Consider the following 14,867-nt stretch of genomic DNA (forward strand, 5'->3'; position numbering starts at 1 on the left):
ATATCCGTTATTTGGGTAACGGCTGCTACTGGTTCCGCTCTTACAGCGGGTCACTTTTGAAAAGAAGAGCCCAAAAGTAACCAAAAGGCTCTTGCCCCACCACTCGGCACCTCGCCTGGGCTCGGTGTGCCCGTAATCCGCGATGGATTTGGGGGGCCGCCGCCACGCGCCATCCATGGCGCGGGGCGGCTAAACCGGCATCCCTGCCGGTTTACCCCCCAAATCCCTGTCGAATTCCGGCCAGCGTGGTTTAACGGGGCGCCTAAGATCAAAAGCAGATCAAGATCAAGAACGGCTCGCTTCGCATCGTGGTTGCCATTGGCGACTGCAAAGTTGTGTAGATACCTATGCCCCGATAGCGGTGGATCAACCAACATCAATGTTTGCTGGGCCGACGTCTTCGCGGGCTTGCCCCTCCCACTTTTTCGCGGTCAGAAGTAGTACGGGAATTTCAGGCTGAACGTAAAGTCCGGCGCATCATCGGTCATCCCGATCGCCAGGTTCGGCACAATGGTCAGGTTATCCGAGGCGGCAATCGTCATGCCTACGTTGAAATAACCCGCGTTGGCATCGCTGGACACCACCGATTGCCAGTCGCCGCCGTCCGGCTTGAGCTTGCTCTTGCGCTGCACCAGATCGGAAACCGAGAACGACATGCTCATCTTCTCGTTCAAGGCGAACGCCACACCGACACCGAACTGGAAGCTGTCGCCCAGGCGTACTTTGCCCCCCACCTTCTGGTTGACTTCACTGCTGATGTCATCGAACGAGTCTTCGAAGTTGTGGGTATACGACAGCGAACCGAACAGCACCGCCGGGTCGAAGGTCTTGACCAGGGAAATGCCCGGTGTAACCGACCAGACCCCGTTGCCCGTAGGCAGGCTTTCCGGCAAGTAGAGGTTGTCGTTATTGGGTTGCCTGACCAGCTTGATGCCGAACGGCTCTTTACCCGTGGGCGCCTTGACGCGCACAGACACTACCGCATCCGGCAAGGTCGGCGTTTCGTCGAGGAACTTGTAGGCCACGCCAAAGTTGACGTCACCGATCGTAGGGTCGCGGGTCACCGAGGCTTCCGAGGTGGCGGTGGCATCGTTGCCGGCGCCGCCGGACTGGTAGGTCGAATCGCGGTACACCACGGGGACGTTCAGATCGAACTGCCAGCGGTTGTCGACGTTGTAGCGCCCGGTAAGGTCCAGGGTCCAACTGTCGGACTTGATCCGGTCCAGGTTGATATTGCCCAGAAAGATCGAGTCCAGCGCCAGGAAGCCATTGAGGGTCAATTGGCGTGCATCGTAACGGGCATAGGTGATGCCGGTTTCCACGCTGAACTTGCCATTGCCGAAAAAGCCGCTGGCCTCGTTGTACAGGTTGCTCACACTTTGCGCAGGGGCCGAGTCGTCCTTGAGGGATTGGCCGTAGGAGCTGCCGCCACCGCCTGCACCGCCTGCACCACCTGACGCTGCGGCTGCACCGGTACCCGTGGCGGCGACAGCGTTAGCGCCTTGCTTGAAGTCGGCAGGTGATTTGGCCAAGCGCTTGGGGGCGGGCGCTGCGGGTTGATCCTCTACCTGACGCACGCGTTGCTCCAGTACGGCCAAGGCTTTTTGCTGCACGTCATAGCGTTGCTTGAGTTCCAGCAGTTCCTTTTTCAGGGTTTCGATATCGGCGTCTGGCGCGGCATACAGCACGGATGCGGGCAAGAGCGTACTTAAACAAATCACCGCGCGTAGCGATAACGATCGATGCATGAAATAAGCCGTCCTGTTCTAATGCGAAAGTGTCGAGGGTCAGCGTAGTTCAATAACCGAGCGTGCGTAGGCCTTTGAGTTGATCCAAATTGCAGTTCAACGCGCCATTGTTCAAGCCGTTATTGTTCATCACGACGTTGAGTTGGGTGATGTTTCTGACAAGGTTGCTGTTGCCGGTCAGCACCGTTCCCTGCAGCACATTGCCGCCGCCGATCTGCTGCAGGCTGTTGCCCTGGTTGTGGTTGGCCTGGATCGCCATCTGTACGCCGCCGTTGTTGGCCGAAACGCTGACGCGGCCCGCCGCGCTGTCGCCGGTCACGGTGCCGCCGGCCATCAGCACTTGCCCCGTTTGCAGGTTACTGGCGGGGGCGACGCCATTCTCGATGCTGATGCCCACATCGTTGTAGGCGGTGTTGCCATCGCCTGCGGTGCGCACGCTTTGGGTTACGCCCTGGCCGCTGCCGAGGCCGGCGCCACCGACCACATTCCCGGTTCCGGTGTTTGGCAGGCTGCCGTTACCCGTGGAGCCGGTGGTTTGCACATAGAATTGCGGAGTAACGGTGGTCTTGTCGATCTGCATGTTGGCCGTGCCGGTAATGCGGTCACCGACGGCGTTGGTCCAGGTGCTGCTCATGACAATGCCGAAGCTGATGATGCGCCCCGGCATTACGTAACGGCCACGCAAGTCGGCCATCTGCGCATCATTGAGTTCGATCGGTTTGAAAGCCGATGAAGCATAGGCGGGTATAGAGGCTGCCAGACACAAGACCGTCAGCCAACGGAAAGTGCTCATCTGCTGCTCCTGGGGCGTCCTGCCCCTTATTGCGCTTCTAGAAGAAGTCGCTCTGGATAAAACCGAAATCCATCAACTCGGCATCGCCCACGGGCCGGAACTCGTTCAACTGGTTCTTGGCCGTCAGCGGAGTGGGCGGGTCAAGCAAGACGTTGGCCTTGTCGTAACCTTCACCCAGCACGGCAAACACAATGCCATTCCAGCCTTTGACGAAGTCGTCACGGGAATAGCGCTTGTGCCCCAGCACGGGATCGCCGATATACACCCAGTCCTTGTCGGCCCGCTGCATCACCACGAAGTGCTTGTAGCCACGAATCTCCAGCAGCACCACCACGGGAATCTTCACCGTCACCAGGGTATCGGGTGCGATCTTGTAGCCGCGGGCACGCATACCGATGCTTTCGAGGTAGCGCTTCATATCCAGCATGGAAAAGCCTTGGGTGCGCACCAGGTCCTGGTCGGCGGTTACCAGCATCCCTTTGATGATGTGGTCTTCGTCGACGTCCAGCCAATAGGCCTGGCGCAGGATGGTCGCGAGTGCCGCGGCACCGCAGCTGAAATCGGTTTTCTGTTCCACCAGGTTGGCGAACCGGCGCTCACGGATGCTCTCGACCTTCTTGAAGATCACCGCACCGCCGGGCATGGCGGAAATCGCCATGGTGCCTGCCCAGGTCGTGCCGGTGAGCAACATCAAGAGGGTGAGGGTCGCGATACGCATGATCGAATGACCTGTTGGACACTGAAATAAAAAGGGCCTTGTTGCCAAGGCCCCGTTGGATCAGAAGCGCACGCCGCTGCTGCACACAGTGCAACCCTGGCCGATCGACAGGCTGTTGCTGCCCTGGTTGCCCGCACCGGATTGCAGGTTGACGCCTACGTTGCCGGAGTTGCGGTTGACCGAGTTGTCGAGGCTGGAATTGTTCGACACGTATTGAGCTTTGCCACCATAGCCGTGGCTGCTGGCGGCGGTGTTGAGGAAGTTGTTGGCAAGCGAGTTTTGTTCGGTATTGGCTGCCGCCGCGATATTTTTCCCGTCAGCGGTCACGATAGCCAGGTTGTTTTTACCTTGGTTGCCTTGACCGGACTGGCCGTTGTAACCGACGTTGCCGGAGTTACCGTTAACAGCATTATCCAGGGAGGAGTTGTTTTGCGTGCCTTTGTTGATGAAGCTGTTCAGCCCGCTGTTTTGATTCACGTCGACCACGCCGAACACGGTCGCTGCATCGCCTTTGGCGCTGGAGATGGCGGCAGAGTTGTCGGCCTGGTTGCCACTGCCAGACTGCACGTTGACGCCGACGTTACCGCTGTTGCCATTGACGGAGTCATCGGCAGACGCGTTGTTTTCGGTTTTGGTGTCGTTGAATTTATTGCCTGCGCTGTTTTGTACATCCGTGACGACAGCAGCAATTACGCCCGTTGGTTGAGGCGCTGGGTGCCAGCCACCCGCTTGAGCAGCTGCTGCCATGAGTGCGGCGAGAGCGAAAACCAGAGGTTTCAGAGCCATTTGAGGTTTCATGGTGTTTCTCCTTGCTTCTAATTAGTTGGGTTAAGTGTTGGTACGGTCTAACTAACGTCTACCAAGCGGTTACTTGATAGTGATGCCCAGGGTGTTAGCCACTCGGTTCCCCACCCCGGCACTCTGGTTCACCTGAATCACTCCTCGGCTGCCGGTGAAGGCCTGGTCGCTGGTCGCGACCTGGCGGCTGCCAGTGGTGGGGGTGAGCCCTGAGTCGGTCAACTGCGTCGTGTTCTGTTGCAACAGGACGCTGTCATCGATGCTTTGCGGGCCAGGGTTGAGGCTGATCCGCACCGCGTTGATTGATTGGTTATTGGCCCCGGCCGACTGGTTAACGCCCAGCACGCCGTTGCCATTGATAAATGAAGCGCCCTGAATCGCCACCTTGGCACTCAAGGACGGGTCGACGTTGCCGTCGAGCCGCTGGATATTCACATTGGTGGCCTGGCCATCGAGCGCGATTGCGCGGCTGTTGGACATCTGTTGCTGGTTGCCGGCGGCCTGGTTGATCGACAGCACACCTTCGTACTGTTGGCCGCTGTTGTTGATAACGGCGGTGTTGTCGGCCATTGCCGAGGCGCTGCCCAGCAGGGCGATGGTCAACAGGATGCGCTTCATCATTTGCCCCCCAGCATGTTGCCCAGATTGTTCAAGGGCGCCATGCCGCGCTGGATCGAACCATTGATCTGTCCAGCCATGCTGCTGCCCGCGCCATGGCCGGCGGCTGCACCGGCGCCCTGGGTCGACAGGCTGTTTTGCGTGGCGCCCAGGCCAGACAGGTTGCCGTTGGGCTGGATGGATCGCGCAAGGCCAGAACCGCTGCGGATGCCGCCAATGTCCCGATCACTGAGTTCGCCAGAGGTGGCACTGATGATTTCTTTGCTGGGGTTGGCGTTGGCAGTGGTGGGGTATGGATCGGGGAGGGAGGTGCGTCCGTACATGTGACCCTGCACGGTTCGCCCTGTCACGATAACGCCATCGCCCGCATGGCTGATGCCGGCGCTGAGCACGCAGCTGATCAGCAGTACGGTTATCGAGGCGTGTGTGAGTGTGATCACGGCGGCAGTCCTTTTTCTGAACGCTGACCCTAAACAGCGTTATCAGGGAAAGAGCAGAACCCGTGCCGCTTTTCGTTTACGTTTGAAACTCAATAGGTTGCGATTTTTCTGCGCGCATCGCCGATAGCAGTGTTTCAAGCATGAAACAGTCGCTGGGCGGCGCGATATGCCCGGCCACACTCTTCAACTGTGTCAGCGATGAAACAGTCTCGATGACAGATGCATGAATCCGCAGCCGCTGGGCGATTCAGCGTACCGAGGTGTTTCAAAAGTGGACACTGAAGTAAAAAAAACGCGCCTCAACCCTTGGGCGTTTTACCCGGGATGGAGTTGAGTACGGGATTGCCATCCTGGTTGCGGGTCAGGTAGACCGGCAGGACCTTGGGCAGGGAAGGGATGAGGTTGTTGACCTCGCTGAGGTTATAGATGCCACCAATGCGAATGCTCCCGGTGCCAGCATCCGCCAGCATCACTGGCTTGTTCAGGTATCGGTTGATCAGCGGTAACGCATCGGCCAATGCAAGGTTATCAAGCACCAGCTTGCCCGTACGCCAGGCAAGCGCAGGGTCATTGGGTTTGATCGCGGCGACTTGCGGCGTGGCGTCGCCGCGGTGGTAGCTGGCCTGCATCCCCGGAGTCAACGGCACGCTGCCATGCACCGCGTCGCTGGTGATCTGCACCGAGCCTTCCAGCAACATTACCCGCACCTGGTCTTCATACTTCCACACATTGAACTGGGTGCCCGTCACCCGAACCTGGCCTTCGCCAGCCTGCACGATAAACGGGTGCTCGCTGTCGTGGGTGACGTTGAAAAACGCTTCGCCCTTGGCCAACTTCACCTGGCGACGATCCTTGTAGTGGCTGTAGACCAGCTCGGTGCCCAGGTTCAACTCCACCTCACTGCCGTCACCGAGGGTAACTTTGCGCAGCCCGTTGGTGGCGTCAAACCGCTCGTATGAGCTTGGCAACCAACCGGCTTCCCAGCCCGTGAAGGCGGCCAGCGGCAGAGCAGCAAGGCAGATAGCGGCTGCCACCGCATAAGAGCGCCAGCGTTTACGAGGCTTGAGCGGCACCACAAGCGGTGCAGGCGCATTGCGGGGCAAATGATCGGCCACGTCCCAGATTTCCAACATCGCGGCATACTCGAAGGCGTGCAGCGGGTGGGCATCGTGCCAATGTTCGAAGGCCTGACGTTCAGCCGCCGTGCAGTCGCTGGCATGCACACGCATACACCAATGCGCAGCGGCGTCGGTGATGGCGTCGTATTCGGCTTCTGAAAGGGACTTTTCGCTCATTTATTCATCCTGATTTCCCACATTCTACCCCCCCGAGCCTTACGGCGAGAACAGCATCATGGCGATTGCATATCAATTGGAACTTATTCTTGTTTAAACGCGCCTAAAAAATCAGGAAACACACTGTCATCCACCAAGGAGTACGAAAATGTTGAAGAAAACCTTAGCCGCCCTGTGTGCAACCACCGCGCTGTTGAGCGCCGGCGCTGCGCTGGCAGACAAGCCGGGTGCGGGCTGGATTCCGATTGAAAAAGCTATTGAAGTGGCGAAGACCAAGGCTGGGTATGTCGAGGTCTACGCCGCCGAAGCCGATAACGACGGCTACTGGGAAGTCAAAGGCCGTAAATCCGACGGCGTGGTGTATGAAGCACGAATCGACGGCGCCTCGGGCAATGTCCTGCGCGACCAGAAAGATTGATTCACGTGTTGGGGGCCTGCTCAGGCCCCCTCATCCAGCATTCTCCCCAGATGTGTAATCAGGTAACTGACTGAGTCGGCGTTGGATAGAATGACGTCAATACGCTTGTCGACATTGCTCATGAAAACCTCTCGGGCCTCATTCAGGGTCTTGGCACCCGTGATATTCAGGACTCTGCGTTTGAGGAAGCTGGTGGCGGTGGAAAAGCCGTAATCCTCCCAGGTATTGGATATGTCATCCCATGCCTTGAATAGCATAGTTGCCGGCGTCAACGTCGACAGCCCGCTCGTTTGCAAATCATCTTGGCGCGTCTTCACCGCCTGAGCACCCGGCTTTGCCGTATCGATCAGGTCTCGGAATGGCTCTAGGCTCCGCAGGTAGGCAATGTCCTCTGTCTTGAACCGCAGATGCGTCAGCTCATGGATCAGGGTAGAGGCTCTGGCATGGGCGAACATGTCGAAAGGTTCACTCAGTATGGTGGCGTATTCAGCCAGGTTTGGATGGAAGAACCTTTCGAACAGGTACACTTTGCGCTCGCTGTCACCGAGAAGCACCATCGCGTAATCAGTGGTGGGGGCTTTCACGCTTTCCCCGCTGACAAAGCGCATTGAGTCAGGCCCGATCAAGGTGGGGTCGCTTAGCTCATCCAGTATTCCATCGATGATGTCCTCGATTTTCTTCACTTGGGCCGGGTTCAGATTGAGAGTGCCGAACAGGTCGCACAAAAACAGGCCTACCCGGCTATCAGGCTTGAGCAGCTCTGCAAAGTGATGGATGTTGCGCTTGCAGTTGACGGCGTAGTAAGTCGATACGTTCAAGGCTTCGTCGATGACTTGGGCTTTCCAGCTTGACACTGCAGCGATCGCCCTTATGCCCTGCGCTTCAATATTGATGTCGCGCCTTTCGGCTCGTCGCACTTTTTGCCGCGTCCAGGCCTGGCCGAAGCGGGGCTTGTGTATGCTCAGGTCCATTACCCATTTGCCATCAGCATTGCGACCAACGTAGGGGCCCTGCTGATCGTCGTTGTCCAGGCGCCAGTGCTCCTTGGTTTTCTTCACCGGATACACCTTGCCTGCCAGCGGCACGTAACTCTTGGCGCTCGCCTTATCCTTGTAGACATGGGTGGAGGTGTCCAGCTCAAGGTCCTCCAGGGCGATGTCGTAGCCCTCCAAGCGCTGCAACCGCGTGCGGGAAGTGGCGGTGACGTCCCGCAGGCCCGGGGCAGTGGCGGTGGGCAGGCCGCCTTCCGGCAGGTCGACCAGGTCAGCGTCATCAGGCGGTGGGGTTTCGCTGCCATCAAGCTCGCTGTACAGGGCGGCCATTTGCACCACGGCCAGGCTGAAGTCCTTCATCGCGGCTTTCCACTGGTGCAGTTGCAGCGCTTCAGCCGAGCGCTTGACTAACTGGTAGCTGCGCCAGACCACAAGTGGATAGGCGAGTTTGCCCGCCATGAAGTGCACTGCCGTGGGTATGCCCTTGCCGAACACGCCCACCACTTTATCCCAAAGCAGCTTGGAGCCTTTTTCGAACTGGCAGGCGAGCATTTTTAGCAGGATCAGCGTGTTCTCACTGAATAAATAGTGCAGCAGGTTGCCGGTCACGGCAGATGAGGCCAGGCTCATATCCGAAGAGCGATGAAGGTTGTTTTGCAGCAAGCTGCGGTAAACGGCCTGGTGCGGATCTTCCAAGTGCTGGATGACCCAGTCCTGCAGTTCCCCTGGTCGCTCCACTTCATCCAGCAGCGCTTGCTCGTTGTCATATTGCTTGAGCACGTGGTTTTCACTGTAGGGCGCATAGAGCACTACCGGACCGGCCTCTTTGCTTCCAGGGCTGATCAGGTACATGCCCAATACCTTGGCGGCAGTAGCGCCTGCAGTCGCCACCAGCTCAACGGGCCGGATCAGCGTCGATACGTCCTTCAACGCCGCACGTGCCAGGCCGTCAGGCATGTCGAACACCTGCTGGACCAAGCCCAAGGCCTTGTTTGACAGGCGTTCTTGCAGATGTTGCTCGTGGGCGTATTGCAACACCTGCCATGGCAGTTGCCGACAGAACAGGCGCCGCCGTTTGCGTGCAGCTTCCGTGCGGGTGTCCATCTCGGTTTGCAATCGCTTTTGGTACACCGATTTCAAGTCCAGTTGCCGCACCAGTTGAACCAGCGCATTGGCATCCAGGGTGTCCGGCAGCGGTGTGGCGGTGCGCGATCGCGGGCCGATAGTCTGGTTGTTCAGGTCCGGCAAATGGCGCAAGGCAAAATCGGTCAGGCTGTAGTCATGGATGTCGAGGGCCTGGTGCACGGGAATCAGCACGTCATCGGGGCTGATTGTGTGTTCGGGGAAGCGTGCCTGGAGCAGCTTGCTCAGGGCGCCAAAGGTGTGCTCGCGCAGGGACAGGACGCCCTGCAGGTAGTCTTCCTCTTCCGGGGCGCTGTTGTGGTATTGCTCAAGCAGTTCTGCATGGTAGATCTGCTCCTTGGCGGGCGCCATTGCCAGCCACACGGGCAGGGCCTGCTGGGTGACCATGGCATCGGCCAGCGCCTTGGCTCGTGCAAGGTTGGTGGGCGCCGGGATCTGCAGGATCTCATCCAGGCGGTCCTGCACGGCGCGCGCCGGCAAGTCCATGGCCAGCAGTCGGTCTACCGAGTCCATGACGTAATCGCCGTAGGTTTTCAGGCGATTGTCCAGCAGGTTATCGTCAATACGTTGCAGCGCAGCCAGGCGATACGCCTGATGAGGCACGCGCTGGGACAATGACAGATTCTCCAGTAGCGACAGTCGTTTGATCGGATGCGCCAGGCGCTGGGTGAGCGCCTCGCGCAGGGCCGAGACCGACGCAAAAACCTCATGACCACGCCGAGGCGTCCATAGGATCGCCTGGCCCGAATTCTTGGGGTCAAGGCCGCCACGTTCGGTCAGTACAAACAGATTGGCCAGCGGCAGCAGCGCGTCGGACGTACCCTTGTGCAATGCCAGCGCATAAGCATCCGGCAGAAACCCGTTGATCCCATGTCGGGTCAGGCGCGCCAGGCTGTCAGTTCGCAGGACCGCATCAAGAATGGCGTTGCTGCGGTGCGTCAGCGTTTTACCCAGCAGTCGCAGTTCAGCCTCGCTGCGCAAGCCCAACAGCATCGAGTGCGCGTGTTTATCGCGGATATTGTTCAGGAACAGGCGCGGGAGTTCACGCATCTCGTGGCCGGCAAACACGTTCAAGACCCGTTCGATCATGTTGTTGAAGGTTTTGAGGGGCATGTTATTGAGCTTCAGGGCGACACCCTGGTTGCGTTCTGCGTAAAACCCAGTTCTGGAAGACACTGGGAGCGGCTTGCTCTTCTGGCCGAGGCGCTCGATGAAATGTTCAACCATGCTCAGCGAAGACACAGGCGCGCGCTCCTCACGCTGCTCGGCGCGGGACGCGTAAGTGTTGACATAAATCTCGTCGGCCTTGAGGTCCAGTCGTTGGGTTTGCAGTTCTGTGTTCAGGGCCAGGGTGGCCATGCTGCGTAGTGTCGGGTGCTTAAGGCGCTCGATCTGCAATCCTTCTTGGGCAGCGCGCAGGCGTTGCAGGTGCAGCTTGGCGCGCTCGGCTTGCACCGTGGAGGGGCGGCCATTGCCGCTGCTGACGGGATGTATCGTCCAGCGCCCATCGGTGTCCAGGTCGGCCAGGCGACTGTCGAGCATGGTGCGGATGTCCAGGGCGTAATCGAGCAATGCTTCCAGGGCCACCTGGCCGGCGCTGCTGCGATAGAGGCTCAGGGCATGGTTCATATTACTGGTCTGCTTGGCGGCGATGTCTTCGATCATGTCGGTGAACACGTGCCCGGTGACGGGGTGTGCGGCAACGTTGATCTGGTCCAGGCCGATAAAGGTGTTGCGCTCGTCCAGAGACAGGAAATTGAGCAGTTCATCTTCGTGCCCGGCGGCGGTGAGCATGGTCAATAGCGTGTCTTTGAGATCATCCAGATCCTTAAGTACCTGCAAGCCACGGGATTGGGTGTAAAGGTAGGCATGGCTGTCATGCAGCATCAGGGTACTGGCCAGTTCCACGTAGTGCTGGTAGGGCGCGTAGATGCGCACTTTTTCCACGCTCAGTTTGGCGGCGTAGGTGCTGCGAGCGCCCTGGTCGCTGAGGAACAGGGCCTGGAGCATATGGCTTTCGTCAGTACTGAGGATGCCGTTCTGGCGCTTGAGCAGCACATCGAGGCGGAACTTGTCAGCCAGGATTTGCGCGAACAGGTCAAGGCGCGAGGTGCCGCTGTCGATGTCTTCGTTCCAGTAGGTCTGTAGCAGGCTCTCGAGCAATTTGGACAGCGTACCGGAGGTTTGTTCGATGAGCGTGTCCCAATACTCGCGGTCTTGTTGCAACTGGGGCTGGGTGAAGTGGCTGGTGACGTGCTTGGGGTTGATGAATTCGCGAGTTTGCCCCAAGGGCCAGGCATGTTTGACATAGAACTGCAATAACGCATCACGTAACGACAGGGAGTCGATCCAGCGTCGATCGGCATCCGTCGGGCTTTGGAGAAAGCAGTTCACTTGCGTTTGCCGCTGATCCAGGCCGGGGAAATGAGGGTGCGCCATGATGCCGAGCAATGTGTCGAGCATGGCGGACAAGGTCGGGGTCTTCTGCAAGTGCTCAAGCATTGCTTGCACGTTGGCCTGTTGGCAGGCCTGCAGGGTTTGTTCCTGGTCTTGCATGACCGCACCCAGGACCGGCGAAGTGGTCAGTGTCAGAGCGCTATCCGCCGGCAGACTGTTGCGCTGTGCAATCGACAGAAAACTCAGCAACTCCACGCGCTGTACCGAATCAGCCAACGCCTGACTGACCTCGGCAAGCAGCGAGGCATGGCTGTCAAACACCTGGATACCGCCATAAGGCGTGTACAGCAGAGCCTTGGCACCGTCGGGCGTGGAACTCATCACAAACGCGCCGGCCAGTGGGATCGCAACCTGCCCCGACACATTGATCATTAGCTTTTCTACACGCATGGGCGGGCTTTGCAGGCGGGTATCCTGACGGCTGGCGTCGCTGGCGTAATACACGCCGTGCAGCCATTCCAGATCCTTGACGGTGAACCCCAGGGCGCGTTCGCGCTCGCTCAATGTCGAGCGATTGACGGGTAGCAGGAACTCGTCGAAAAAATAGGGCGGGGTGACACGGGTCATCGCCTGTCTCCAGCGTGAATAGGAAGACACAGGGTAGGCAGGCACCGATGACTGGCGGGGGTAACTATTGAGTCTCGTTGTAAGTTGACAGTGAGCGCTGCAGGTGGTGTTTAATCGACGGCCTGGATGTCCATTCGTTGCCCCTTCCAATCATAAAAATGGAGCTTCAAATGTCTGCGCAGTCTCCGACAGTTGTCACGGCCTTCATCAGCTTCACTGAGTTGGTGGGGGTGCTCCAACAGATTTTCGTCAGGCACGGCACCTCGCCAGAAGTGGCGGCGATCCTTGCGCACAATTGCGCCAGCGCTGAACGTGATGGCGCTCATAGCCACGGTATTTTTCGTATCCCGGGTTACCTCTCGACCCTGGCCAGCGGTTGGGTCAATGGCGCCGCCGTGCCGATCGTGACCGACGTTGCGTCAGGCTTCGTACGGGTCGACGCCGCCAATGGGTTCGCCCAACCCGCTCTGGCGGCCGCGCGTGCGTTACTGGTGAGCAAGGCCCGCAGCGCCGGCATTGCGTTACTGGCTATCCACAATTCCCATCACTTTGCGGCCTTGTGGCCGGACGTCGAACCTTTCGCCGAAGAAGGGCTGGTTGCACTCAGTGTGGTCAACAGCATGACCTGCGTGGTGCCCCATGGCGCTGATCGCCCGTTGTTCGGCACCAACCCCATCGCGTTTGCTGCGCCGCGGGCCGATGGCGCGCCGATTGTGTTCGACCTGGCCACCAGCGCCATCGCCCATGGCGACGTGCAGATCGCCGCGCGCAAAGGCGAACGGCTCCCACCAGGCATGGGCGTCGATAGCCTGGGCCAGCCGACCCAGGACCCGAAAGCCATTCTGGAGGGGGGCGCGCTGTTGCCATTTGGTGGGCATAAGGGGTCGGCGTTGTCGATGATGGTCGAGTTGCTGGCGGCGGCACTGACAGGCGGCAATTTTTCGTTCGAATTCAATTGGGCCGATCATCCGGGAGCGCGTACGCCCTGGACCGGCCAATTACTGATAGTGATCGATCCGCGCAAAACCGCCGGGCAAAGCTTTGCCGAGCGTAGCCAGGAACTGGTGCGGCAGATGCATGCGGCGGGGTTACGGCGATTACCGGGGGATCGGCGCCATCGCACACGGGCGGAGTCGCAGGAAGCAGGCATAGAGCTTGACGCGCAGGACCTTCGGCAACTGCGAGAACTGGCGGCGGGGTGAAACAGGCTGCGCCATGGGCGCAGCCCGTGCTGATCAGTTACGGCGACCCAGCAGCAGACCCACCACCAGGCCAAAGCCTGCGGAAATGGCCACGGTCTGCCATGGATGACCGCCGATGTAGGTCTCGGTGGCGTCCACGACTGGCTTGCTGCGCTCACGGACGCTGGACACCGAATCCAGGGCTTGCTTGAGTTTGATGGCAACCTGCTCGCGCAGGGTTTCACCTTCCTCGCCTACCAGGGATGCGCTGCTTTTGAGCAGTTTGTCCGATTCTTCGATCAGCGCGGTCAGTTCGCTGAAGGCTTGATCCTTGATTTGTTCTTCGACGGCTTGGGCGGCGGTTTTGCGGGCCATGTGTGACTCCTTGCAAGTGAATGTGACAGTGAACAATGGAGTATCGGGCAGCGGCAAAAGTTGCAGTTATTTTGCGAGCCGTCCATTTGCGGCACAATGGTGATCAGGCCCTTTGGGCCTACAGTGTAAGATGTCAGTCATTTGTGCAGCAGGTAATTCAACATGAGCTTCAATCTCGCCAACAAGACCCTCGCCGAACGCGCCGAGCTGGAAGACGAAAAGTCGCGCCTCTACGACCTTTGGCAAACCAACCTGGGCAAAGCCAAGGGCGAAGCGGCCCGTTTGTTCGGCGAGCGCGCCAAGCGCAAGGGAAAATGGGCCGAGTGGGTGCGCGCCGAACTTGACGGCATGTCGCCGCCGGAGTTTTCCAACATGGTGCGCAGTGAAGTCAACAAGCTGATGGCAGCGGCGAAATAAAGCACGCCACGATCGCCTCGCGAACCTTGAGCAACAGCGGATCAAGCTGGGCCTGGGTACGCCAGCCCAACTCCACCGGGTAGTGCGGCAGCGCCAGCGGGCAGGGCAGCACACGCAAGCCGGTCATCTGCGCAATCGCTTGGGCCGCATGACCGGGGATCGTCGCCACCGCCGCGCTGCCTTTGAGCAGGTACGGCAGCGCCGCAAAGTGGCTGGTGGACGCACATACCTGGCGGCTCAAGCCCTGCGCCGCCAACCCATCATCGGTAATACCGATAAACCCGCCTGACGACACCAGCACATGGTCGCGTGCGATGAATTCTGCAAGCTCGATACCTTGCTGATCGGGCGCCAGGCTACCTGGGTCAACCAGGCAACGGTAGTCACCTTCGCCCAGCACTTGCCGACTCAGCCTGCGCTCGGCAAACCCGCCGGCGGTAATGGCCAGGTCCAGGTTGCGGTCGAGCAGGGCAGCCGCAACGATCTGGCTGTGGGTCTGGCGAAAGATCACCCGCAGTTTCGGCAGGCGCTGTGCAATGGCGTCCATCAGCTGCCGGCCGTAGGCGATTTCGAAATCGTCTGACAGACCTAACACCACCGATCGCCCCTGATAATGCGGGTTATCCGGGTGGATCATCGCCAGGCTTTGTCGGCAGCGGTCCAATGCCTCGCTGATCACCGGTTTCAACTGATTGGCCCGCAGGGTGGGCGCCAGGCCGCGACCGGTGCGTACGAAAAGTGGGTCGCCATATAGTTCGCGTAAACGCCGCAAACCGGCGCTGATTGCCGATTGCGTAACGCCCAGGCGCAAGGCAGCACGGCTGGCGCTGGACTCGTCGTGCAGGGCTTCGAAGGTTTTCAGCAGGTTCAGGTCAACCTGGGCGATATTCATTTGGCTCATATCATT

Annotated in this window: 13 protein-coding genes; 3 read left to right on the forward strand and 10 right to left on the reverse strand. The window is 59.3% G+C overall.

Going from position 1 to position 14,867, the window contains the following annotated elements:
• Positions 1-431: 431 nt before the first annotated feature.
• From E4P01_RS01105 to E4P01_RS01135, 7 genes are all read right to left on the reverse strand, one after another.
• Entirely contained in the window at positions 432-1,748 is a 1,317-nt protein-coding gene (locus E4P01_RS01105) for an autotransporter outer membrane beta-barrel domain-containing protein (RefSeq protein WP_216091531.1), read from the reverse strand.
• A 49-nt stretch (positions 1,749-1,797) separates the two neighbouring features.
• Positions 1,798-2,541 (reverse strand): hypothetical protein, encoded by a 744-nt coding sequence (locus E4P01_RS01110; protein WP_078821497.1) that lies wholly within the window; start codon positions 2,539-2,541, stop codon positions 1,798-1,800.
• A 37-nt stretch (positions 2,542-2,578) separates the two neighbouring features.
• Positions 2,579-3,259 (reverse strand): C39 family peptidase, encoded by a 681-nt coding sequence (locus E4P01_RS01115; RefSeq protein WP_032875883.1) that lies wholly within the window; start codon positions 3,257-3,259, stop codon positions 2,579-2,581.
• Between the two features lie 60 nt (positions 3,260-3,319).
• Entirely contained in the window at positions 3,320-4,057 is a 738-nt protein-coding gene (locus E4P01_RS01120) for a hypothetical protein (protein ID WP_005788658.1), read from the reverse strand.
• Between the two features lie 69 nt (positions 4,058-4,126).
• Positions 4,127-4,675 (reverse strand): adhesin, encoded by a 549-nt coding sequence (locus E4P01_RS01125; protein ID WP_078821496.1) that lies wholly within the window; start codon positions 4,673-4,675, stop codon positions 4,127-4,129.
• Entirely contained in the window at positions 4,675-5,115 is a 441-nt protein-coding gene (locus E4P01_RS01130; protein WP_032875874.1) for a hypothetical protein, read from the reverse strand. Before E4P01_RS01130 ends, E4P01_RS01125 begins: the two co-directional genes overlap by 1 nt.
• Positions 5,116-5,414: 299 nt before the next feature.
• Positions 5,415-6,410 carry a FecR family protein gene (locus tag E4P01_RS01135; protein ID WP_032875872.1) on the reverse strand — a complete coding sequence of 332 codons (996 nt, stop codon included), beginning with the start codon at positions 6,408-6,410 and terminating at the stop codon, positions 5,415-5,417.
• 148 nt (positions 6,411-6,558) lie between these two features.
• Between E4P01_RS01135 and E4P01_RS01140 the strand changes: the two genes are divergently transcribed.
• Positions 6,559-6,828 carry a PepSY domain-containing protein gene (locus tag E4P01_RS01140; RefSeq protein WP_032875869.1) on the forward strand — a complete coding sequence of 90 codons (270 nt, stop codon included), beginning with the start codon at positions 6,559-6,561 and terminating at the stop codon, positions 6,826-6,828.
• Positions 6,829-6,848: 20 nt separating this feature from the next.
• On the opposite strand, the gene E4P01_RS01145 is transcribed toward E4P01_RS01140, so the two are convergent.
• A complete protein-coding gene (locus E4P01_RS01145; protein ID WP_216091530.1) occupies positions 6,849-11,987 on the reverse strand; it encodes a DUF6543 domain-containing protein in 5,139 nt (1,712 codons plus the stop codon).
• 170 nt (positions 11,988-12,157) lie between these two features.
• On the opposite strand from E4P01_RS01145, the gene E4P01_RS01150 reads away from it, so the two are divergent.
• The gene (locus E4P01_RS01150) at positions 12,158-13,189 is read left to right on the forward strand and encodes an Ldh family oxidoreductase (protein WP_078821494.1); all 1,032 of its coding nucleotides are present in this window, start codon (positions 12,158-12,160) and stop codon (positions 13,187-13,189) included.
• 33 nt (positions 13,190-13,222) lie between these two features.
• On the opposite strand, the gene E4P01_RS01155 is transcribed toward E4P01_RS01150, so the two are convergent.
• Positions 13,223-13,543, reverse strand: coding sequence for a DUF883 family protein (locus E4P01_RS01155; protein WP_032875861.1), 321 nt, complete (start codon positions 13,541-13,543; stop codon positions 13,223-13,225).
• Between the two features lie 162 nt (positions 13,544-13,705).
• On the opposite strand from E4P01_RS01155, the gene E4P01_RS01160 reads away from it, so the two are divergent.
• The gene (locus E4P01_RS01160) at positions 13,706-13,960 is read left to right on the forward strand and encodes a hypothetical protein (RefSeq protein WP_003190904.1); all 255 of its coding nucleotides are present in this window, start codon (positions 13,706-13,708) and stop codon (positions 13,958-13,960) included.
• Here the strand turns inward: E4P01_RS01160 and E4P01_RS01165 are convergent.
• Positions 13,932-14,852: a LysR family transcriptional regulator gene (locus tag E4P01_RS01165; RefSeq protein WP_216091529.1), complete on the reverse strand. Its 921-nt coding sequence runs from the start codon at positions 14,850-14,852 to the stop codon at positions 13,932-13,934. The genes E4P01_RS01160 and E4P01_RS01165 overlap by 29 nt on opposite strands.
• Positions 14,853-14,867 lie beyond the last annotated feature (15 nt).

The sequence above is a fragment of the Pseudomonas sp. NCIMB 10586 genome, assembly GCF_023127895.1.
GTDB classification, from domain to species: Bacteria; Pseudomonadota; Gammaproteobacteria; order Pseudomonadales; family Pseudomonadaceae; genus Aquipseudomonas; species Aquipseudomonas synxantha_A.